At 63.6% G+C, this 22,791-nt stretch carries 13 protein-coding genes and 2 pseudogenes; 9 read left to right on the top strand and 6 right to left on the bottom strand.

Going from position 1 to position 22,791, the window contains the following annotated elements; all coding sequences use genetic code 11:
* Positions 1 to 90 precede the first annotated feature (90 nt).
* The gene (locus F6X61_RS19905) at positions 91 to 705 is read left to right on the top strand and encodes a LysE family translocator (RefSeq protein ID WP_153788077.1); all 615 of its coding nucleotides are present in this window, start codon (positions 91 to 93) and stop codon (positions 703 to 705) included.
* A gap of 226 nt (positions 706 to 931) precedes the next feature.
* Here the strand turns inward: F6X61_RS19905 and alr are convergent, their stop codons facing one another.
* Together alr and ctlX are read right to left on the bottom strand one after the other, a co-directional pair.
* Positions 932 to 2,170 (bottom strand): alanine racemase, encoded by a 1,239-nt coding sequence (gene alr / locus F6X61_RS19910; protein WP_153788078.1) that lies wholly within the window; start codon positions 2,168 to 2,170, stop codon positions 932 to 934.
* 166 nt (positions 2,171 to 2,336) lie between these two features.
* The gene (ctlX, locus tag F6X61_RS19915; protein WP_178125860.1) at positions 2,337 to 3,275 is read right to left on the bottom strand and encodes a citrulline utilization hydrolase CtlX; all 939 of its coding nucleotides are present in this window, start codon (positions 3,273 to 3,275) and stop codon (positions 2,337 to 2,339) included.
* 307 nt (positions 3,276 to 3,582) lie between these two features.
* On the opposite strand from ctlX, the gene F6X61_RS19920 reads away from it, so the two are divergent.
* The 4 genes and pseudogenes from F6X61_RS19920 to F6X61_RS27665 all read left to right on the top strand — a co-directional run.
* Positions 3,583 to 4,005: an Lrp/AsnC family transcriptional regulator gene (locus tag F6X61_RS19920; protein WP_110992856.1), complete on the top strand. Its 423-nt coding sequence runs from the start codon at positions 3,583 to 3,585 to the stop codon at positions 4,003 to 4,005.
* A 326-nt stretch (positions 4,006 to 4,331) separates the two neighbouring features.
* Entirely contained in the window at positions 4,332 to 5,744 is a 1,413-nt protein-coding gene (locus tag F6X61_RS19925) for an amino acid permease (protein WP_153788079.1), read from the top strand.
* Positions 5,745 to 5,947: 203 nt separating this feature from the next.
* Positions 5,948 to 6,877, top strand: a pseudogene (locus F6X61_RS27660) (sensor histidine kinase); the annotation flags it as partial.
* Between the two features lie 261 nt (positions 6,878 to 7,138).
* Positions 7,139 to 7,735 (top strand): annotated as a pseudogene (locus F6X61_RS27665) (methyl-accepting chemotaxis protein); the annotation flags it as partial.
* Between the two features lie 44 nt (positions 7,736 to 7,779).
* On the opposite strand, the gene F6X61_RS19935 reads toward F6X61_RS27665, so the two are convergent.
* The 4 genes from F6X61_RS19935 to F6X61_RS19950 form a co-directional block, all read right to left on the bottom strand.
* Positions 7,780 to 9,633, bottom strand: coding sequence for an ABC transporter ATP-binding protein (locus F6X61_RS19935; RefSeq protein WP_153788081.1), 1,854 nt, complete (start codon positions 9,631 to 9,633; stop codon positions 7,780 to 7,782).
* A gap of 110 nt (positions 9,634 to 9,743) precedes the next feature.
* Positions 9,744 to 10,490: an enoyl-CoA hydratase-related protein gene (locus F6X61_RS19940; RefSeq protein ID WP_153788082.1), complete on the bottom strand. Its 747-nt coding sequence runs from the start codon at positions 10,488 to 10,490 to the stop codon at positions 9,744 to 9,746.
* A gap of 33 nt (positions 10,491 to 10,523) precedes the next feature.
* On the bottom strand, positions 10,524 to 11,129 hold the full coding sequence (locus F6X61_RS19945; protein WP_153788083.1) for a cupin domain-containing protein: 606 nt from the start codon (positions 11,127 to 11,129) through the stop codon (positions 10,524 to 10,526).
* 45 nt (positions 11,130 to 11,174) lie between these two features.
* A complete protein-coding gene (locus tag F6X61_RS19950; protein WP_153788084.1) occupies positions 11,175 to 13,127 on the bottom strand; it encodes an FAD-dependent oxidoreductase in 1,953 nt (650 codons plus the stop codon).
* 154 nt (positions 13,128 to 13,281) lie between these two features.
* On the opposite strand from F6X61_RS19950, the gene F6X61_RS19955 reads away from it, so the two are divergent.
* The 4 genes from F6X61_RS19955 to F6X61_RS19970 all read left to right on the top strand — a co-directional run.
* Complete coding sequence (locus tag F6X61_RS19955) at positions 13,282 to 14,328, top strand: ABC transporter substrate-binding protein (RefSeq protein WP_153788085.1); 1,047 nt, start codon at positions 13,282 to 13,284, stop codon at positions 14,326 to 14,328.
* 63 nt (positions 14,329 to 14,391) lie between these two features.
* The gene (locus F6X61_RS19960; protein WP_153788086.1) at positions 14,392 to 15,144 is read left to right on the top strand and encodes a class II aldolase/adducin family protein; all 753 of its coding nucleotides are present in this window, start codon (positions 14,392 to 14,394) and stop codon (positions 15,142 to 15,144) included.
* Between the two features lie 297 nt (positions 15,145 to 15,441).
* Positions 15,442 to 17,148 carry a ShlB/FhaC/HecB family hemolysin secretion/activation protein gene (locus tag F6X61_RS19965; protein ID WP_153788087.1) on the top strand — a complete coding sequence of 569 codons (1,707 nt, stop codon included), beginning with the start codon at positions 15,442 to 15,444 and terminating at the stop codon, positions 17,146 to 17,148.
* A 41-nt stretch (positions 17,149 to 17,189) separates the two neighbouring features.
* Positions 17,190 to 22,791 (top strand): filamentous hemagglutinin N-terminal domain-containing protein (locus F6X61_RS19970; RefSeq protein ID WP_153788088.1); only part of this gene is annotated, 5,602 nt, incomplete at its 3' end.

Raw genomic sequence — 22,791 nt, forward strand, 5'->3', positions numbered from 1 at the left:
TGGCTGATGTGGGGAATATACGAAAGAAAATCCCCGGGCGATACCCGTAATCTTGCTTTCACCGAAACCTATGTGGAAGGAAGATTCAAAGTGGCCATGAGTGTATTGGCGGCGTTCTGGGCCGTGTCCTTGCTGTTCGTGATCACCCCGGGTGCCGACTGGGCCTACGCCATTTCCGCCGGGATGCGCGGGCGCTGGGTGATGCCCGCAGTGGCGGGGATGCTCTCGGGGCATTTTCTGGTGACGCTGATCGTGGCCGCCGGGGTCGGCAGCCTGATCGCCGGGCACCCGCTGGCGCTGACCCTGCTGACCCTGGCGGGCTGCGTTTACCTGCTGTGGCTGGGCGGCAACCTGCTGCTGCGCCCGGCGGTGCCCGAGGCCGGGGAGGGTGGCGTGACGGAATCCGGATCGCGCTGGGCGTTCAAGGGTTTTTGCGTGAGCGGCCTCAACCCCAAGGTGTTCCTGCTGTTCCTGGCGCTGTTGCCGCAGTTCACCGACCCGCAGGCGAGCTGGCCGGTGTGGTTGCAGATCCTGCTGCTGGGGCTGGTGCACCTGGCCAGTTCGCTGGTGGTGTACCTGATGGTGGGGTATGGCGCCAAGGCGGTACTGCGTACCCGGCCGGCGGCGGCGCAGGTGGTCGGGCGGGTGTCGGGGCTGGTGATGATCGTGATTGCGCTGGGGTTGATCGCAGGGCAGCTGCGCTGAGCATCGGCAGGCGGCTGGCTACCAGGCTCTGTACCCAAAGCTTTGTGGGAGCGGGCTTGCCCCGCGATCTGCCGCAACGTGGCAGCAAAGCCTGAACTTGCAGCATCTTTGGCGCTATTTGATATCGGGTAAAGGAGCGCTTCGCACTCCATCGCGGGGCAAGCCCGCTCCCACAAAACTTTTCGTACAGAGCCAAGTGCCTACAAGCAGGCGATGCCGCGCGCCATCACTTGGCTTTCAGCACCTTCGGGTTCGAGTTGCCCCAGACCGTGTAGAGGTCGGCCAGCAATGCCCCGTTGATGGTCTCAAGCTCTGCCTGGGTGATCTCGTCACCCCCTTGCTTGCCATACAGCACCACTTCATCGCCCGCCTTGACCCCCGGGATGTCGGTGACGTCGACCATCAGGGTATTCATGGTGACCTTGCCAATTACCGGCGCGCGCTTGCCATTGATCAGCACCGAGGCCTTGTTGGAGAAAGCGCGGCGATAGCCGTCCGAGTAGCCTGCGGGAATGTTGGCCACCCGCGAGTCACGGCTCAGGGTGTAGGTATGGTCGTAGCTGATGCCACTGCCGGCCGGGTAGCTGTTGACCGCTGCCACCTGCGACTTGAACTGCATGACTCGCTGGAACTCCTCGTGGCCGCCCACGGGGTAGCCATACAGTGCGGCGCCCGGGCGCACCATGTCCAACCAGCCTTCAGGCACCTCCAGGGTGGTGAAGGTGTTGGCGCAGTGCAGCAGCAGTTTGCTCCGATCCAGCTTGGCCTGCTGGATCAGCAGCGCCGATTGTTCCTTGAATCGGGCAAGGCCCTTGAGCACATCCTCACGTTCTTCCACCGGGAAGTGGGTCATGATGCCGACCACCTCCAGATGCCCGAGGGTAGCCATGGCGACCGCGTCCTTGAGCCCTTGGGGTGTGCTCATTTCCACGCCGTTGCGGCCCATGCCGGCGGAGTTGAGTGCCAGGTGCACCTTCAGCCGGTGGCCGCTGCGCTTGGCCAGTGCATCCAGTTGCTGCGCCACGTCCAGGTTGCCGACCAACTCGTCCATGGCATAGGGCAGCGCATCCTGCACCTCGCCCAGGCTGGCAATGCGCAGCCGCATGAGCCGCCCCTTGAAGCCCTTTTCGCGGACCACGCGTGCCTCTTCGTTGCTGGTAACGCCAATGCAGCCGATGCCCATGCGCATGGCCGATGGCACCAGCAACGCAATACCGTTGCCATAGGCGTCGGCTTTCATGACCGCGCAGACCTGGCTTTTGCCTGCGACCAGTTTCTGGATACGCGCAATGTTGTGCTCGAAGGCAAGCGGGTCGATTTCCAGCCATGCGTTGCTGTGTGCCAGGGTCGCTGCGGCGGGTGTTTCGCCGCGGACTGTGTCGAGTAAAGGGGCGGCGTGGGTGAAGCTTGCGCCGCTGGCGAGCAGCAGGGCGATGGCGATGCGGCTAAGGGCGTGTCGGGTCATGTCGGGTTTTCCGTTCTTGTTGATAGGGCGGGCTGGCGGCGCTGTCTGCACCGCAACCCGCCCTCGGAAGTGTCCCGGATAGGCGGTAATCAAACCTGTCGTGATGGGGCTGGATTGCGACGGATCGGGTCGTTGCAGGGGCAATCACGACAGCTCGCGCTGGGCCCTATCGGCGAGGCGAAAGATGGATGCCCGCGATCATGCAGCGCACCGAACCACCCGCCATTTCGATCGTCGGCACGTCCAGTGGTACCAGCCGCGCCGAGCGCTCGATGCGTTGGCGCTGCTCGGCAGTAAGGCTGTTGAATGCCCGGCGTGACAGCGCAAGAATTCGCCCACCGCGCCCGGACAGCTCGATGGCGTTGCCGGCGAATTCGTTGATCTGTTGGTTGGTCAGGTCAATCACATCGCGGCCGGATTCGATCAAGCGCATACGCACCTCTTCGGCCCGCGCCTTGTTGGTGAAGGTGTCGAACCCCACCAGGGCGAACTCGGTCGCCACGCACATCAAGACGTTGGTGTGGTAGATCGGCGAGCCTTTTTCATCCGCCGTATCGAACACCATGGGCTCGAAATTGAAGTGGGTGCTGAAGCGCTCGAGGGCGATCGGGTCGGCGCGGTTCGAGCGCGCGGTGTAGGCGACCCTGGACAAGTGGTCGAACACCATCGCCCCCGTGCCCTCGAGGAACAGCTCGTCCTGCTCCAGGCCCGAGTAGTCGATCACGTCCTGCACCCGGTACTCGTGCTTGAGCATCTCGATGACATCGGCCCGCCGCTCGCGGCGACGGTTCTTCGAGTACATCGAGTAGATGGCGACATGGCCACCCGGGTGGGTGGAGAACCAGTTGTTCGGGAACACCGAGTCAGGGGTGTCGTGTTCGCCCAGGTCATCGAACAGGTGTACCCGCACACCCTCGGCCATGAGCCGCTGCGCCGCCTGGCTGACTTCGTCGCGCGCGACTTCGGCGAGGGTGGCTGTGGCGATGTCCGGGTTGGCGCTCTGGAACGCGTTGTCTGCTGCGGTTTCCGGGTTGGGGGTAAAGGCATGCGGCCGGACCATGACCACTGCCGCAGGTGCCTGAATCGAACGTGTTGGAAATGCCATCTTGTAATTACCGGGGTTGAGTGCGTGCGGCCACGTCAGGCTGCGCGTCGTGTTTGTTTTAATGGAAATGCACCCAGGGCACGAATCAAGTCCGAGCGTGTCGGGGTGTCAATTAAACAGTGCACTTGGCAAGTGCGCTTTAACCGCAGACTGTGCAGGGTGAATACGCAAGGTTGTTGCAATAACAGTCGCCGGAAAATTGTGATGAAAGAGGGTGTCAATATGAAGCGTGCAGGTTGCCAGTTTTGAAAGACTTCTACACAATCTGCGACCCTCAAATGACAATCTGAACAGCCTGGTATTCAACATGGATAATATTGATCGGGCGCTGGTCGCGCTGCTGCGGGACAATGCGCGCACGCCAGTTCTGACCCTTGCGAAAAAACTGGGGGTTGCCAGGGCAACGGTGCAGAACAGGATCACCAAGCTGGAAGAGCAAGGTGTGATTCTGGGCTACACGATCCGCCTGAGGTCGGATGCTCCCGAGCAAGGGGTAAGGGCCATCACTAGCATCGCCATCAGTGGCCACCATGCAGCCGAGGTCAAGCGTGCGCTAAGGGGCCACCCGAATGTGGTGGCCATCCACACCACCAACGGCCGCTGGGACCTGATGGCGGAACTGCGTGCCGACACGCTGGAAGGCTTTGACCGGGTGTTGAACTCCATTCGCTCGATCCCCCATATCGAAAACACTGAAACCAGCATTTTGCTGTCCACGTTCAAAATGTGATCACCCGGTCTGCCGGTTTCGGCAGTGTCAATGAACAATCTGCCAGCCGTGGCTGGCACTGTGTATGAACCGGGCTGCCGTGTGTGCAGTTTGTTGTGTTCCGATTGGCCAGGTCGACTGGCAGAATAAGTCGCTTCACTCGTAATGAAGTTTATCAAGCCAGCCAGTCCGGTGAAGTTGTTCAGCGGATTTTTATTGTTGTCTGTGTGATTTTCCCGTCCCTGCCTTGCAACTTTAAAGTGCTCAAGAGAACTGCACGTGCGTGCCAGTTTTGCAGGGGCGTGGGTAAAGACCAGGTTTTACCGAAAAAGAATAAGAGGTTAATGATGCAACACACCTGTGACGCGCCAGACGCGACAGCAGAAGATGGCCGCGTGCTCAAGCGGCGGCTCGAAAACCGCCATATCCAACTCATCTCGATCAGTGGCGCCATAGGCACCGGCCTGTTCATGGGGTCAGGCAAGATCATCGCGCTGTCGGGCACCTCGATCATCCTGGTGTACGCGATCATCGGCTTTTTCGTTTTCTGCATCATGCGGGCGATGGGCGAGATGCTGCTCGCCAACCTCGAAATGGGCTCGTTCGCCGACCTCGTGCACCACTATCTGGGGCCACGCGCCGGGTACATCCTCAGTTGGTCCTACTGGCTCAGCTGGGTGGTGGCGGCCGTGGGCGATGTGGTCGTGGTGGCGGGCTTCATGCAGTACTGGTACCCCGATCTACCCACCTGGCTGCCGGCCTTTGCCACGATGTTCCTGCTGCTGGGCCTGAACATGCTGGCGGTCAAGGCATTCGGCGAGGTCGAGTTCTGGTTCGGGCTGATCAAGGTGGTGGCCATCGTGCTGTTGGTGATCACCGGGCTGGTGATGGTTGCCACAGCCTACACATCGCCAGCGGGGGTGACGGCGTCCTTCAGCCATCTGGTTGCCCCGGGCGTGATCATGCCCCACGGCATCCTGGGCTTCCTGGCGGGCTTCCAGATCGCCATTTTTTCGTTCGTCGGCACTGAGTTGGTCGGTACTGCCGCCGCCGAGGCGAAGAACCCGGAGAAAACCCTGCCCAAGGCCATCAACACCATCCCGGTTCGCATCCTGCTTTTCTACATCGCGGCGCTGGCGTGCATCATCAGTGTGGTGTCATGGGGCAACGTCCCCGCCAATCGCAGCCCGTTCGTCGAGCTGTTCCTGCTGGGCGGGCTTCCGGCCGCTGCCGGCATCATCAACTTCGTCGTGCTCACCTCGGCGGCGTCATCGGCCAACAGCGGCGTGTACTCGGGGTCGCGGATGCTCTACGGCCTGGCCCATCAGCGCCAGGCTCCCTTGGCCTTCGGGCGCCTGTCGGGCTCGGGAACGCCCGCCCGTGCGCTGATGTTCTCGGGTGTGTGCATGGCCCTGGCCTTGACGCTGCTGTTCGTGATCCCGGAAGTCATGACGGTGTTCACCCTGGTGTCGACCATTTCGGCCGTGATGATCATCGTCACCTGGTCGCTGATCCTGATGGCTTACTTTGCCTACCGCCGCCAGAACCCGCAGGCCCACCAGCAATCCACCTTCAAGCTCCCGGGCGGCAAGGCCTGTGCGGCCTTGTCTCAGGTGTTTTTGTTGTTCGTGCTCTGTTTGCTGGCCCTGGAGCCTGATACCCGCACTGCGCTGTACGTCATGCCGTTCTGGTACGCCGGCTTGCTGCTGGCTTACCGGCGTCGTGAAAAAACCAATGCTCGCCAGATGGCGACCAACTGACCACGGCTATTGGCCGGGTGATCGTTTCGCAGGTTCAAGGGGGATGAATGAACATTAAGCACAAGCTGATGTGGTCCTTTGCCGGGATCGCAGTGATACCGATAAGCCTGGTTGCCATCTTGGTCGTCCTCAATCTGCGCGATGAGGCGCGAGAGAATTTCTTCGACAACAGCACGCGGGAAATTCGCCAGGTAGGCAATGCGATGAGCCTGTTCTTCCAGGGCATCGAGCAGAACGTCAACTACCTGGCCGCGCAACCCTTGGTCACGGCCACGGGCAGCGAGGTCAACAAGTACCTGGGCGCCAGCACCGGCAATGAGCTTGGCGCCCGGGACCAGCAGATTTTCCAGTTCATGACCCGTCTGGCAGACGCCCACCCCAGCTATGCCTACGTTTCCTATGGGCTGGCAGACGGTGGTTACGTGGGCTGGCCCGCCACGAAAGACTTCGCCGACTACGATCCGCGCCAGCGCCCCTGGTATCAGCTGGCGATCGCCAACCCCGGCAAGACCTTGCGCACGGCGCCCTATTACTGGGCCGCCGATGACACCGTGCAAGTCAGCATCGTGCGTGCCGTCGCCAACCCGTTGGGCAACCCGGGCGGCGTGGTCAGCATCGACGTGTCGCTCAAAGGGCTGACCGAGATCCTCAAGCAGATCAAGCTGGGCGAAAGTGGCTATGTGATGCTGGTGGAGAACAACGGCAACGTGATGGTCGACCCCCGGGACGCCAGCCACAACTTCAAGCAACTTGCCAGTTTCGGCGCTGGCTACGCCGAGCTGGCCAAGGCCGGCAAAGGGCTGGTCGAGGTCGAGATCAATGGCGAGCGCTTCATGGCCAACCTCTACCCCGACGAGCAATTGGGCTGGACCTTCATCGGCCTGATCCGCCACGACGAAGTGATGCGCAGCACCTCGCGCCTGAGCTGGCTGATCGGCGCCATCGCACTGCTGCTGGCTGCAGTGTTCGCCGTTGTCGGTACCGCGTTCGCCAACCTGATCGTGCGCCCGATCAACAACGTCAGCCGCGGCCTGGAGGACATCGCCCAGGGCGAGGGCGACCTGACCCGCAACCTGGACATCCGTGGCCGTGACGAAACGGCGCAGTTGGCCAACTGGTTCAACCAGTTCCTCGGCGCCATCCGCAGCCTGATCCAGCACATCGGTGCGGCCGCCGGCAAGATCCTCAGCACCTCAAACAGCTCGACCCGTGTTTCCCAGGACATGGCCGAGGCTGCCGGGCGCCAGCGTGAAGCGGTGGACATGGTGTCCACTGCCTTCCATGAGATGGTCGCCACCGCCAACGAAGTGGCGCGCTCGTGCAGCCAGGCCGCGCAATCGGCCGACAGCGGCCAGCAGCAGGCCCGTGAAGGCCAGCAGCAGATCGACGCCGCGGTGCACAGCGTCGATCGGCTGAGCCAGGAGATTGCGCAGTCGGCCCAGTCGATCCAGCAACTGGAGCGCGACAGCAACGCCATCCAGTCGATCCTCGGCACCATCCGCTCGATTGCCGAACAGACCAACCTGCTGGCCCTCAATGCGGCGATCGAAGCGGCCCGTGCCGGCGAGCAGGGCAGGGGCTTCGCGGTGGTTGCCGACGAAGTGCGGGCGCTGGCCAAGCGCACTGCCGACTCCACCGCCGAGATCGACGGCTTGCTGGGCAACCTGGCCAGCCGCACCGCGCAGGTCGCCGAGCAGATGCACGCAAGCCTGGACGTCTCGCAGCAGTCGGTCAGCCGCATCGGCATGGCCCGCGACAGCTTCGGCCAGATCCGCGAGTCGGTGGACGTGATCCGCGACATGAACACGCAAATTGCCACGGCGGCCGAAGAGCAGCACCAGGTGGCCGAGGACATCAACCGGCACATCAGCCAGATTCACGGCGATGCGCAGTTGGTGGCCGAACTGGCCCAGGCGGCGCGGCAGGACTCGCAGAGCCTGGCGGGCTTGTCGAATGAGCTGGATACGCTGGTGCGAAGGTTCCGGACCTGATTGACCGGTGGAGGGGGGCGAGCCAATCGCGCCCCCCGCCAAGCTTACTCCACGCCCTCGACCACCCCTTGGTCCTCACCCAGGAATCCACCGCTCTGGTGCTGCCACAGCCGTGCATAGGTGCCGTTCCTGCCCAGCAGTTCGGCATGGGTGCCTTGCTCGACAATGCGCCCCTCGTCCATGACGATCAGCCGGTCCATGGCCGCGATGGTGGACAGCCGATGGGCGATGGCGATGACGGTCTTGCCTTGCATCATCTCGTCGAGGCTTTCCTGGATGGCCACTTCGACTTCCGAGTCCAGCGCGCTGGTGGCCTCGTCCAGCAGCAGGATCGGAGCGTTCTTGAGCATCACCCGGGCAATGGCCACGCGCTGGCGCTGGCCACCGGACAGTTTGATGCCGCGCTCGCCCACCAAGGTGTCGTAGCCGCTGTTGCCTTGCTTGTCGCTGAGCTGGCTGATGAAGGCATCGGCCTGGGCATTGGCGGCGGCGCTGCGGATCTGCGCGTCGGTCGCCTCGGGGCGGCCATAGGCGATGTTGTCGCGGATCGAGCGGTGCAGCAGCGAGGTGTCCTGGGTGACCATGCCGATGGCGCTGCGCAGGCTGTCCTGGGTGACCTCGGCGATGTCCTGCCCGTCGATGCGAATGGTGCCGCTGTTGACGTCGTAGAAGCGCAGCAGCAGGTTGATCAGCGTGGACTTGCCGGCCCCCGAACGGCCCACCAGCCCGACTTTTTCGCCGGGGCGAATGTGCAGGGTGAGGTCGTCGAGCACCTGGCGTTCGCCGCCATAGTTGAAGCTCACCTTGTCGAAGGTCACCGCGCCGCCGCGGGTCTCGAGCACGCCGGCGTTGGGCGCATCCTGCACCTTGGGGCCACGGGTGAGCGTAGCCATGCCGTCCTGCACGGTGCCGATGTTCTCGAACAGCGAGGTCATCTGCCACATGATCCAGTGCGACATGCCATTGATGCGCAGCGCCATGGCAGTGATCGCCGCCACCGCGCCGGCGCCGACCTGGCCCTGGTGCCACAGCCACAGGGCATAGCCGCCGGCACCAAGAATCAGGCCGACCACCAGCGCCTGGTTGACGATCTCGAACTGGCTGACCAGGCGCATCTGGCGCAAGCCGGTGAGCTTGAAGTCTTCCATGGCTGCGCGGGCGAAGTGCGCTTCGCGCTTGGAGTGCGAGAACAGCTTCACGGTGGTGATGTTGGTGTAGGCATCGGAGACGCGCCCGGTCATCGACGAGCGCGCATGGGCCTGCTCCTGGCCGACTTTGCCCAGGCGCGGCACGAAGTACAGCATCGCCAGCCCGAACAGCACCAGCCAGGCCACGAACGGCAGCATCAGTTGCAGGGCGAAACCGCCGGCCAGGGCGATGATCGCGATGAAGTACACGCCGATGCCGGGAATGATCTCGATGAAGGTGAACAGCACCTCACGCACCGCCAGCGCGGTCTGCATCACCTTGGTGGTGACCCGGCCGGAGAATTCATCGGAGAAGAACGACAGGCTCTGGCGCAGCATCAGGCGGTGGAAGTCCCAGCGCAGGCGCAGCGGCAGGTTGATCGCCAGCACCTGGTGCTGCATCAGGGTGCGCAGCGCCACCAGCCCGATACTCGCCAGCAGCACCAGGCCGATGCCCCACAGCACGCGGCTTTCCTCACCGCTGGCGGCGGTGCCCGCCTGCCAGGCCGGGAGCAGGTCGACCACCTGGCCGAGGAAGGAGAACAACCAGGCTTCGTAGATCGATACGCCGGCACTGAACAGCGCAAGGGCAAGGATGTAGCCGCGCGCGCCGCGGGTGCAGGCCCACAGGAAACGCAGCAGGCCCACCGGTGGCGGCGGGACTTCATCGGGTGGGAAGGGGTCTAGCCATCGCTCGAACACACGCAGCATTCAGGGCTCCGCAAAGGTAAGTCTGGTTTGTTTTTGACATGGGGCTGCCATGCATTGCTTGAGGTCAGCGCGGCTGCTCCTACAGAGGACGTGCATACTTCTTGGAGTGGTCATCCCTTGATCATCGCTTGCAACGCCGCCTTCGCCTCAGGCGTCTGCAGGCGGGCGACGAACGCCAAACCTTCACGCTCAACCGTAGCCGCCAGCTCCTGACGATGGGCATCCTTGAGCAATTGCTTGCTGATGCGCAGGGCATCGCTGGGTAGGCGTTGCAGGCGTCGGGCCAGTTTCACGGCGGCGGCCTGGCATTGTGCGCCATCCTCCAGCAGCTCGGTCGCCAGCCCCCACTGCACGGCCTGCTCGCCGCTGAGCAACTGGCTGCACAGCAACACCTGCGCGGCCCGTGCGTGCCCCAGCAGGCGTGGCAGCAACAGGCTGGCGCCGAACTCCGGGCACACGCCCAGCGGCACGAACGGCGTGCGCAGCTTGGTATCGCGGGTGACCAGCACCTGGTCGCAATGCAGCAGCAGGGTGGTGCCGATGCCGATCGCCGGGCCCGCAACCGCCGCGATCAGTGGCTTGTCCAGCGCCAGCACCGCCCACATCATGCGAAACACCGGGCTGTTCAGGTCGGTGGGCGGCTGGTCGAGGAAGTCCGGCAGGTCGTTGCCGGCGGTGAAGCACTCGGCGCTGCCGGTCAGCACGATCACCTCGACCTGCGGGTCGTGGTTGGCTGCCTCGAACAATTCGGCCAGCCGGGTGTACATGGCGTTGGTCAGCGCATTGAGCTTGTCCGGGCGGTTCAGGCGCAGGGTCAGCAGGCCTTCGTCGAGTTCGTGCAGGATCAGGTCGGTCATGGGGCGGCACCTTGTGTTGTTCTTGTACTGGGCTCAGAAGGTCGGCGGGGTGATCACCCAGATCACCACCGCATCGACGTCGCCAGGGTTGCCGTAACGGTGCGGCTCCTGGCTGGAAAAACTGAAGCTGTCGCCTTCGCTCAGCTGGAAGTGGCGCTCGCCTACCCAGAGCTCGAAGGTCCCGCACAGCAGGTAGCCGGCCTCTTCGCCGTCATGGCTGTAGCTTTGCTCGCTGTAGGTGCCCGGGGGGAAGCGCGAATGCAGCATCTCCAGCTCGCGGCTGGGCTGCGGGGTGAGCAACTGGTCGACGATGCCGTCCTCGTAATGCACGCTCAGGCGGCTGTTCCTGCGCACCACATAGCCCTCGTCTTCCGGGGCAGTGACCGCTTCGCTGGCAAAGAACCACTGGATGGTCACGCCCAGGGTGCGGGCGATGTTGAACAGCGCCGGGATCGACGGGTAGGACAGGTTGCGCTCCAGCTGGCTGATGTAGCCGGCAGTCAGCCCGCTTTGCTCGGCCAACTCGGCCAGGGTCATGCCGCGGCGCTTGCGCAGGCCGCGGATGCGGGTGCCGAGAAACTGCGGCGCGGTGCTGCCGTCCTCGGCAGGTGGCGGCGCTTTGGCAATGTGGCGATTCATGGCGGTTTCCAGTCGGCCCTGCAAAGTCCCGGAGTATAAACAGGCTCACAAGGCGGCGGCGACCTTCAAGCCCTCATGGATCGCTTCCTCTGCCGTGCGCGGGGCCAGGCAGTCACCGATGCGCTGCACCTGGGTGAGGTCCTTGATCTGCTCGGCCAGGGTGTCGACCGGCTGATGGCCCTGGCACAGCACCAGGGTGTCGATGCCTTCGAAGATCATCGCCTCGCCGCTGGCGGTGTGCTGCAGGTAGACGCTGTTGTCGTCGCAGCCATACAGGCGGGCATAGGGCGTGATCGGGATGCCCAGCTTGTGCAGCTCGCCGGCCAGTTGGTCGCGCACATACAGCGGCAGGCTCTCGCCGCAATGGGTACCGTTGACCGCCAGTTGCACCTGATGCCCTGCGCGCATCAGGCGCTCGGCGATGCCGGGGCCGATCCAGTCGCAGCGCCAGTCCACCACCAGTACCGAGCGGCCGAGCTTCACCTCGTCGCGCAGCACTTGCCAGGCATCGACCACCTGCAGCTCGCCGCCACGCTCGAACGCCGGCCAGTACGGCTCGGCACCGGTGGCGACGATCACCGCGTCCGGGCGTTCGCGCTCGACCAGGGCGCGGTCGACGCGGGTATTGCGCACTACCTCGACCCCGGCCAGCTGCATTTCCCGTTGCAGGTTGGTGCTGGCGCCGCCGAACTCGCTGCGGCGGGGCAGCAACTGCGCCAGCAGCACCTGGCCGCCCAGTTGCGCGCTGGCTTCATACAGCGTCACCTGGTGCCCGCGTGCCGCCGCCACGGCGGCGGCCTTCATGCCGGCGGGGCCGCCTCCCACCACCATGACGCGCTTGCGCACGCTGGCCGGGGGCAGGTTGGCGTACTGCTGTTCGCGCCCGGTTTCCGGGTGCTGGATGCAGGAGATCGGCAGCCCGCGATGGAAGTGGCCGATGCAGGCCTGGTTGCAGGCGATGCAGGCGCGCACGTCCTCGGCGCGGCCGCTGTCGGTCTTGTTCGGCATCTGCGGGTCGCAGATCAGCGCACGGGTCATGCCGCACACGTCGGCTTGGCCACGGGCGAGGATCAGTTCGGCTTCCTGGGGCTGATTGATGCGGCCGGTGACGAACAGCGGGATCTGCAGGCGCGACTTGAAGGTGCCGGCTTCGCGGGCCAGGTACGCCGCCTCGATGGCCATCGGCGGAACGATATGGATGGCGCCGCCCAGCGAGGCGGAGGTGCCAGCGACGATATGCACGTAGTCCAGGCTCGCTTGCAGGGCCTGCACCGCCTCCAGCGATTCGCCTTCGGTGAGGCCCTCGGCATCGCGCTCGTCGGCGCTGATGCGCAGGCCGACGATGAACTGCTCGTCGGTGGCGGCGCGTACGGCTGCGAGGATTTCGCGCAAGAAGCGCAGACGCTGTTCCAGGTCGCCGTTGTAACCGTCGCTGCGGCGGTTGACCCGCGGGTTGATGAACTGCGCGGGCAGGTAGCCGTGGCTGGCGACCACTTCGACACCGTCGATGCCCGCCTGGTGCAGGCGCCGCGCCGCAGCTGCGTAGCCGGCGACGATCTCGTCGATCATCGATTGGTCGAGTTCGCGCGGCATCACCCGGAAGCGCTCGTTGGGCACGGCGGAGGCGCTGTAGGCCACCGCCAGCAGGCCATCGGCGGACTCCATGATTTCGCGGCCCGGGTGGAAGATCTGCGACAGCACCACGGTGCCCTGGGCGTGGCACACCTCGGCCAGGCGCCGGTAGCCGTCGATGCAGGCATCGTCGGTGGCCATCAGCACATGGGAGGTGTAGCGGGCGCTGTCATGCACCCCGGCCACCTGCAGCACGATCAGCCCGACACCACCCTCGGCACGGGCCTTGTGATAGGCGATCAGCCGCTCGTTGACCAGGTTGTCGGTGGGCATGGAGGTGTCGTGTCCGCTGGACATGATGCGGTTTTTCAGGCGCTTGCCACGGAGCTGCAGCGGTTCGAACAGGTGCGTGAAGGCGGTCGACATACGGGCAGGCTCCAGCGGGGAGTTGTTGTTTTTTTCTTATAAAAGTGTACCCATAGTAAAAAATCAACTTGTTTTTTTACTGGTCGTTGACTAGTTTCGACAGCACCCCCGCCTCAGGGGCGAACCTCACAAAAACAACAAAGAGGGTCCATCGATGAGCGCTTTTGCACGAAAACCCGGGCTGTACGCGGTGCTGTTGTGGCTTGGCCTGGGCAGCGCCCAGGCGGCGTCGGACATGGTCGTGGTGGGCTATGGCGGTGCCGGGCAGAAGGCCCAGGACGTGGCGTTGTTCCAGCCGTTCAGCGCCCAGGACAAGAGCAAGCTGATCCAGACCGAGTACAACGGCGAGATGGCGCGGATCAAGGTCATGGTCGACACCGGCAGCGTGGACTGGGACGTGGTGCAGATCGAAGGCCCCGACCTGCTGCGCGGTTGCGATGAAGGCATGTACGAGCGGCTGGACTGGAACAAACTGGGCCACAAGGACCAACTGATTGCCGATGCCGCGCAGGATTGCGGTTCGGCGGCGCTGGTGTGGAGCGTGGCGATTGCCTACGACCGCGACAAGCTGGCCCAGGCGCCGACCTCCTGGGCCGACTTCTGGGACGTGAACAAGTACCCGGGCAAGCGTGGCCTGCGCAAGCGCGCGGTGTACAACCTGGAGTTCGCTCTGCTGGCCGACGGGGTCAAGGTCGAGGACGTGTACAAGGTGCTGGCCACCTCGGCAGGCGTTGACCGCGCCTTCGCCAAGCTGAGCCAGCTCAAGCCCAGCATCCAGTGGTGGGAGGCCGGCGCCCAGCCGCCGCAATGGCTGACCGCCGGTGACGTGGTGATGACCTCGACCTACAGCGGCCGCATCGCCGCCGCCGCGCAGAACGGCAGCCCGCTGGCGCTGGTGTGGCCCGGTAGCCTGTACGGCATGGACTATTGGGCGATCATCAAGGGCTCGAAACATGTGCAGCAGGCCGAGCGGCTGATCGCCTACACCAACCAGCCCGAGGCGCAGGTGCGTTACGTCGAACAGATTCCCTACGGCCCGACCAACACCCAGGCGGCTGCCGCGCTGGCGCCGGAGCTTGCCAAGTGGGTGCCGACTTCCAAGGAGAACCTCGAAGGCGCCCTGGCCATGAACGTCGAGTTCTGGGTCGACCATGGCGAGGAACTGGAGGAACGCTTCAACGCCTGGGCAGCCAGCAAGTAACCCGTCGCGGCTGGACAGTCTTCTACGCTCCAGCCGCCCCTCACCAACCTGGAACCCGTGACCATGCCTACCGAACAACACCTGCGCGAAGAACTGGCGGCCTGCTACCGGCTGATCGCGCACTTTCGCATGACCGACCTGATCTTCACCCATATCTCGGTGCGCCTGCCGGGGCCCGAGCATCATTTCCTGATCAACCCCTACGGCTTGATGTTCGATGAAATCACCGCCTCCAACCTGGTGAAGATCGACCTGCACGGCCATGCCGTCGAGCCTTCGCCTTACCCGGTCAACCCGGCGGGTTTCGTGATCCACAGCGCCATCCATGGCGCCCGCGAAGACGCGCAGTGCGTGCTGCACACCCATACCCGCGCCGGTTGCGCGGTGGCGGCGCTGGAATGCGGGTTGCTGCCGGTGAACCAGATCTCGATGGAGTTCTACGGCAAGGTCGCCTACCACGACTATGAAGGCGTGGCGCTGGACCTGAGCGAACAGCAGCGGCTGGTGGCCGACCTGGGGCAGCAGCCGGTGATGATCCTGCGCAACCATGGCCTGCTGACCGTAGGGCGCAGCGTGAGCGAGGCGTTCATGCGCATGTACTACCTGGAGAAAGCCTGCGAGATCCAGCTGGCCGCCCAGGCCAGCGGCAAGCTGGTGTTGCCGCCCCATGCGGTGTGCGCGCATACCGAACGGCAGTTCAATGACCCTGGACGGCCGTTGGAGGAGGGGCAGTTGGCTGATCCGGATGCGATGCAGTTGGCCTGGGCGGCGTTGTTGCGGTTGCTGGACAAGGTGGCGCCAGGGTATCGCGATTGATTTGCTGAGCTTGCGCGACCCCTGTAGGAGCGGCCTTGTGCCGCGAAAGGGTCGCGAAGCGGCCCCAGGATCTATGGTTCCCACAAGATTGCCGGGGTTGCTGCGCAGCCCTTTCGCGACACAAGGCCGCTCCTACACGGACAAGGTGGTGCCAGGGGATCGCGATTGAAGGGATGGCGGGCGGACGTCGTTGTCAGGGCAATTCTGGCGAATGCAAAAATTTGACGTCAACAAATCGACTGGTAGAATCGCGCGCCCAATGATGTCGTAGTGACATCATGCGCACGTGACCATTCAATGTTTTCCAGGACGAACCACTTCTTACGAGTCACAGGGATCCTTTGCGCTTTATTGTGCTCAAGCACCGTATCGGCGGCGACCCCTGGCGATACGGATCTTATCCGCGAGCGCCAGGACCGCTTGCTCGAGGAGCAGGGCCGCCGCCTCGAGGATCTCAAGAACCTGCCGGGGCAATCCCACAACCCGCAAACCCCTTCAGCGCCCAACGATGAGCGTTGCTTTCCGATCAGGTCCATCGACCTGGAAGGGGCTGACAGTCTGTCGAGTGCCGAGCGCCAACACCTGATCGCGCCCTTCGCTGGCCAGTGCCTGGGCGTCGCGCAGCTCAATCAGTTGCTCAAGACGATCACCGATCACTACCTTGGCAAGGGGCTGGTCACCAGCCGTGCCTATCTGCCGCAACAGGACCTGTCCAGCGGTGCTTTGAAGGTGCTTGTCGTCGAGGGGCGCCTTGAGCGTCTTCGCAGCGCCGAAGACAGCGGCTTGTCCGAACGCGAACTGGCCATGAGCTTTCCCGGTAAACCCGGTGACCTGCTGAACCTGCGTGAGATCGAGCAGATGGTCGACCAGCTCAATCGCCTGCCGTCGAACAACGCGAAGATGGAACTGGCGCCCGGCGAGCGTATTGGCGGCAGTGAGGTGCTGGTCAGGAACACCCGACAGAAGCCATGGCGGGTGGGTTTGTCGCGGCATAACGATGGGCAGGCAAGTACCGGTGAGCAGCAGTGGGGGGCCTCATTCGATTGGGACAGCCCTCTGGGTTTGTCCGATCAGCTGCTGTTGCGCGGCGGGCATGACGCGGTCAGCGACCGCCAGAAAACCTCGAACAACGCGATGCTTCGCTACAGTGTGCCGTTTGGTTGGTGGAACCTCAGTTACACCTACAGCCAAAGCGAATACCGCTCGCAGATTCAGGCCCTGGGTTTCGACTTCAAGCAGAGCGGTGAAAGCCAGAATCATCAGCTGTACCTGGAGCGGGTGATTTTTCGCGATGCTGTCAGCAAGACCTCGGTGAGCACAGGGCTTGCGCATCTGCGCACCAGCAATTTCATCGAAGACAGCAAGCTCAGGAACAGCAGCAATCGCATCAGTGAGGCACAGTTCGGCGTCAACCATGGCCGACGGGTCGGCAATGCCTATGTCAACCTTGACCTGGGCATGCAGAACGGTATCGGCGCCCTCGACGCCCAGGGCAATCACGCCCCGCGCCCTGGGCAGCAAGATGCCCGCTATCGCAAGTACACCGCGACCTTGAGCTACCTGCAGCCCTTCCAGTTGTGGGGAGAGGCCTTCAGCCTGAGCAGCCTGGTGACCGGCCAGCGTAGCGAAGATGTGCTGTTCAGCCCGCAGCGTATGAGCTTGGGTGGTCAGTCTTCGATTCGTGGTTACAAGGACCAGAGCCTGTCAGGTGACAGTGGCAGCTACTGGCGCAGCGACTTGCGCTGGAGTCGCCCGGTCAGCATCGACTGGCTGCGGCCGGTGCTGGCCGAGTACGGCGTCGGCCTTGGCTACGACCAGGGTGTCATCCGCCATGACCGCTACAACGCCGAAATGCACGGGCGTATGTCGAGTCACTCGCTGGAGTTGTTCGCCCGAGGGCAGAACATGGCCGCTAGCGTGACGTTCGCGCATTCACTGGAGCGGCCCGGGCCGATCGAAGCGCGGGAAACCCCCACCTACTTCCGCCTCGACTTCTTCCTCTAGCCGTTGCGCTTTCTGTTTAGACCGATACGAGATTCTCGACCATGGACGTTCGCCAGCTCGCCTTCCTTGCACGCCAGCCTTCAGCTTCCCTGACACGCCGTGAGTACTTCCTCGGCCTGCCCAAGCGCGGGCTGGCGTTCATTCTGGCGAATGCCATGTTCTGGCAGCCGTTGCTGGTACAGGCCGAGGGACTGGTAGTCAGCGCTCCAGGCACGACGCTTGGACAGGCGGGTAATGGCGTACCCGTTGTCAACATTGCAGCGCCCAATGGCAGCGGGCTGTCACACAACCAGTTCCAGGACTACAACGTCGGCAGCCAGGGGTTGATCCTCAACAATGCCCCTAACCGAACCCAGCCCACCGAGTTGGGCGGGATCATCCTGGGCAACCCCAACCTGAAGGGCGGGGCTGCATCGGTCATTCTCAACGAAGTCACCGGTAACAGCCCCAGCCAACTGCGTGGCTATACCGAAGTGGCGGGGCAGTCGGCGCATGTGATCGTCGCCAACCCCTATGGCATCACGTGCAACGGCTGCGGTTTCATCAACACTCCGCGGGTGACGCTCACGACGGGCAAGCCTGTGATCGACAATGGCCGTGTCGAGCGGTTCCAGGTCGACGGTGGCAGCGTCAATTTCGAGGGCAATGGGTTCCGAGCGGGCAAGGTCGAGCAGTTCGACGTGATTACCCGCAGCGCTCGGATCAACGCCGAGATCTACGCCAAGAAGCTGAACGTCATCACCGGGCGCAATGACGTCAAGGCCGATGACCTCACTGCCGTCGCCCGAGCCGCTGACGGCAGCCAGGCGCCGGAGCTGGCCATCGATAGCTCCGCATTGGGCGGGATGTATGCCGGCACCATTCGCCTGGTGGGGACGGAAAAGGGTGTCGGCGTGCGCCTGGCCGGCAACATGGCCACCAGCGCCGGGGACATCCAGATCGATGCCAACGGCAAGCTCACCATGGCTCAGGCGGTTTCCAGCGGCGCGGTCAAGGTCAACGCCGACAGCGTTCAGCTCGATGGCCCGGTCTATGCGGGCCGCGACCTGACGATCAAGGCCCAGGGGGATCTCGACAGCCGACAGAGCCTGGCGGCCCATGACAGCATTCGCCTCGAAAGCGCTGGCCGCTTGAGCAACGGCGGTAGCATCGATGCTGGCGTCAACCTCGATGGCAGCCGCAATGCCGCCGGGGATGTAACGCTAACCGCTGATCAGGTGACCAACCGCGGCAGCGTGATCGCCAGCCGCAAGATTGGCGTTGGTGCCACACAAACCCTGGATAACCAGGGTGCCAGCCTGGTGGCCGGCGAAATCGACGTTTCGGCCGTGCGCATCGACAACCGCAAGGGGGCGATCACTGCCAGCGGCGGTACTGCGACCGTGCATGCGCAGGAGCAGCTGGATAACCGTGAAGGCAAGATACTTGCCGGTAGCTCACTGTGGCTGACTGGCGGTGAAGTACTCAACCAGGGCGGTGCACTCATTGCCGACAACCTGACCGCGCACCTGACCAGCCTGGACAACAGCCTGCAGGGTCGAGTCAGTGCCGAAAATGGCAAGCTCGAAATAATCGCCAGCGATGACCTGAACAACCAGGGGGGACGTCTGCAGTCCACCACTGGCGCCATCGCGATCGAGGCAGCCAACATCGACAACCGCGGCGGCGTGGTTGTGGGCAAGCAGGTGCAGCTGGCCGCCGAACAGGGGCAAATCGACAATCGTGGCGGCCAGGTACTGGGTACCCAGGTGAAACTGCAGGCAGCCGCTGTCGACAACCGCGAGCAGGGCAAGGTGCTGGCCGGTAGCGGGGGGCTCGAACTGGTTGCAGCAGCCGTGCAGAACCAGCAGGGCGCCTTGCTTGCCGAAGACGGTGCGCTGGTACTGCGCATGGGGGATGAGGGCGAGCTGCACAACCAGGGCGGCAGCATCAAAGGCGCCAGTGTAGAGGTAACCGCTGCATCGTTGGACAACAGTGCCCTGGAGGGCACGCTCGGGCTGATTGCCAGCCTCAAGGGCAACCTTCAACTGATCGTGAAGCGGATCGACAACCGCGCAGGCCTGGTGGAGTCCGCCACTGGCCTGGTGGTCGAAGGCGAGCGCTTGGACAACAGTGCCGGGGGACAACTACGAGCGCTAGGCGGTGACTCCAGCCGTATTGTCCTGAGCGATGAGCTGGACAACCGCAGCGGCAAGGTGGCGATCGGCAGCCACGGCTTCACACTCGATACCGCGAGCCTGCTCAACAACGATGGCCATATCGAGCATGCCGGCCAAGGCGTGTTCTCCCTCGATCTGGCGGCATTGCAGGGTAGTCGTGGGCAGTTGCTGGGGCATGGCATGGGCGACTGGCGTGTTGGCCAGGTAGAGGGTGTGGGCAGTTGGCAGCTCAATGGTGGCCTGGCCTACACCAGCCATCAGGGCCTGACGCTGGCCGTGGGCGAGCGTATCGCCAGTGCGGGCAGCTTGACCTTCGACATGGTCAGCCTGGAGAACGCTGGCGAGCTGGTAGCCGACGGTGGCTTGACCCTCAAGCTTGCTGGCGACCTGACCAACAGCGGTACCCTCTCGTCGCTGAAGCTCATCGACATTGGCGCCATCAATCTCACCCAGGACAACGGGCGCCTGGCCAGTGGCGGCGATATCCGGCTGACCCTGCAGGGCACGTTGGATAACCTTGGCCGCCTAGTCGCCGACCAGGCTTTGACCATCGAAGCTGCACGCATCAACAACCGCGGCAGCCTCGGCGCATTGAAGGCGGCCCACCTGACCGCCGCCGATGGCGTCTACAACGACCAGGACAGCGTGTTGTTCAGTGGCACCGGGCTCAGTGTGCGCGGCGATACCCTGAGCAACTACTACGGCGATATCTACAGTGGCGGCGACCTCAGCTTCGCCGGCCTGGATGGCGGCAAGGGCAGCCTGTTCAGCAACCTTTCCGGCAGTGTCGAAAGCGCAGGCAATATCGATATCAAGGCCATCGAGCTGACCAACGCCAAAGCCGAGTTCAAGCTGGGCAAGGGGCTGGTCTCCGGCAGCCTGTCCTGGGTGTGTGGGCAGCACTGCGGAGGCGGGGACTCGTTCAAGCGCGGCACCATCACCATCACCAAGGTGCTCGACGAGACACCGACCAAGAACTCGCCGTCGGCGCGGCTGGTGGCAGGTAAAGGCCTGACGGTAGACGCCCAGCACATCGAAAACCGCTACAGCCTGATGGCGGCCAACGGCGACATGACCCTGGTCGCCGACAGCCTGCTCAACCAGGGGGCCGTTTCCCGTTCAGGCATCCAGATCATCCAGCGCGGCACACCGGGAAGGATCGCTACCGGGTACTGGGACCAGATGGAGTTCGTCGACGTCCCTGCGTTCAACGCCGCAGTAGCGGGCGGTCATTTCGACGAGGCGGGTTTCAACGAGCTGATCAGTCGCTCTGCCGATGACCGCTTCAGCAGCATGAGCGACGTCACCACCTGGAGCCCGAACGGCAATACCGTTTACGCCGCGACCATCCAGGCCGGTGGCCAGGTCAACCTGACTGTTGGCAAGAACATTCAGAACGGCAGCCTGGTCGATAACACCCTGGCGCAATTGACGGGGAGCCTGGGCGATGACCAGACCACCGCCTCCAGAGTCGGCGGTATCGAGATCGCGATCAACCCGAGTAGCCCAGCCCCACAACCCCCGAAGGATGTGACGAGGGTCGAGCAGATCGGTGCCGATGGCAGTGTGGAGATCAGCTTCGTGCCGGCTGATTTCAGCGGCTCGCCGTTCGTTGCGGTGGACCCGACGGCACTGCCGACGTTCCGCCTGCCGCAGGGCGACTACGGCATGTTCACCCAGGCGCGTAACCCGCAGGGCCGTTACCTGGTCGAGACCAACCCGCAGTTGACCAACCTGAAGAACTTCTTCAGTTCGGACTACCTGCTGGATCAATTGGGCGGCTTTGATACGCAGCAGGCCTGGCGGCGCCTGGGCGATGGCGGTTACGAGACGCGCCTGGTGAGCGATGCCGTTCTGGCGCAGACCGGGCAGCGCTTTCTGGCCAATGGCCTGACCAGCGAGTACGAACAGTTCCGCTACCTGATGGACAACGCCATAGCCTCGAAGGAGCAGCTTGGGCTGACCATGGGGGTGAAGCTGAGTGCTGCGCAGGTGGCGGCGCTGACCCATGACATCGTCTGGATGGAGGAACGCGAGGTCGAGGGCGAGAAGGTCCTGGCGCCGGTGCTCTACCTGGCCAAGGTCGACTCGCGTGACATTCGTGGTGGCAGCCTGGTGCAAGGCCGCGATGTGAGTGTGCTGAGCGGCAACAACCTGGTCAGCGTCGGCGTACTGCGGGCCAGCAACGAGCTGAGCGTGGTGGCGGGTAGCAGCATCTATCAAGGCGGCCTGGTCGAGGCCGGCAGAAACCTCTCGATGCTGGCCCAGGACAGCATTCGCAACGCAATGGCCGGTGATATTCGTGGCCAGAACGTCAGCCTGACCGCGCTGAGCGGCGATATCGTCAACGATCGTACGGCGATTCTGGTCGGTGAAGGCTCCGGCCATCGAACCGTGCTCGACGATGGCGCCGGCATCAGCGCGACTGGCACGTTGAGCCTGAACGCTGGCCGGGACCTGACCAACAAGAGCCAGATCAGCAGTGTTGGCGATGCCACGCTCAAGGCAGGGCGTGACATCAACCTGCTGTCGGTGGCCGACAGCAGCGAGATCCATGTCAGCCGCAACGGTGGTCACAAGTACAGCGTGACCACCCAGGTCAACAACCTTGGCTCCAGCGTGACCAGTGGGGCCGGCCTGACGATCGAGTCGGGGCGTGACATCAACGTTGTCGCCAGCACGGCAAGGGCAGGCGAGGACCTGACCGTCAGCGCCGGCCGTGACCTGTATCTGGGCTCGGCCACCGATGAAGACAGCGTCGAGACCCGCACCAAGCAGGGCAAGAAACGCATCAACGAGGAAGACAGCCATACCCGTCAGGCAGCCAGCGAGTTCAGTGCCGGCGGCAAACTTACCGTCGACGCCAAGCGCGATGTGACAGTGGTCTCCAGCAACCTCACCGCTGGCGACGACCTGGCGCTGAAGGCGGGCAAGAACCTGCAGTTTCTGGCGCAGCAGAACACCGACCACACCCTTTACGACATGCAGGAGAAGGGTGGCTTCGGTGCCTTGAAGCTCAAGCGCGACGAAGTCACCCAGGTGACCCATGTCGGCAGCCAGGTCAAGGCGGGGGGCGATGTCTCGCTGACCAGTGGCGGTGACCAGCGTTATCAGGTGGCGCAGCTCAAGAGCGGCGGCGACTTGACCTTGGACAGCGGTGGCGAAATTGTCTTTGAAGGTGTGAAAGACCTGCATGACGAAAGCCACACCAAGACCAACAACAACGCGTTCTGGAGTTCAGCCAGCGGCAAAGGCCGTACGGACGAAACCTTGCGCCAGACGCAGATGCAGGCGGCCGGCAGCATCACCATCAAGGCGGTCGAAGGGCTGCGCATCGACCTCAGGCAGGTTGACCAGCAGACGGTCAGCCAGACCATCGATGCAATGGTCGCGGCCGATCCGCAGTTGGCCTGGATCAAGGCTGCAGAACAGCGTGGGGATGTGGATTGGCGGCAGGTGAAGGAAGTTCACGACTCCTTCAAGT

Origin of the sequence: Pseudomonas sp. EMN2, assembly GCF_009650555.1 — a bacterium.
Classification (GTDB): domain Bacteria; phylum Pseudomonadota; class Gammaproteobacteria; order Pseudomonadales; family Pseudomonadaceae; genus Aquipseudomonas; species Aquipseudomonas sichuanensis.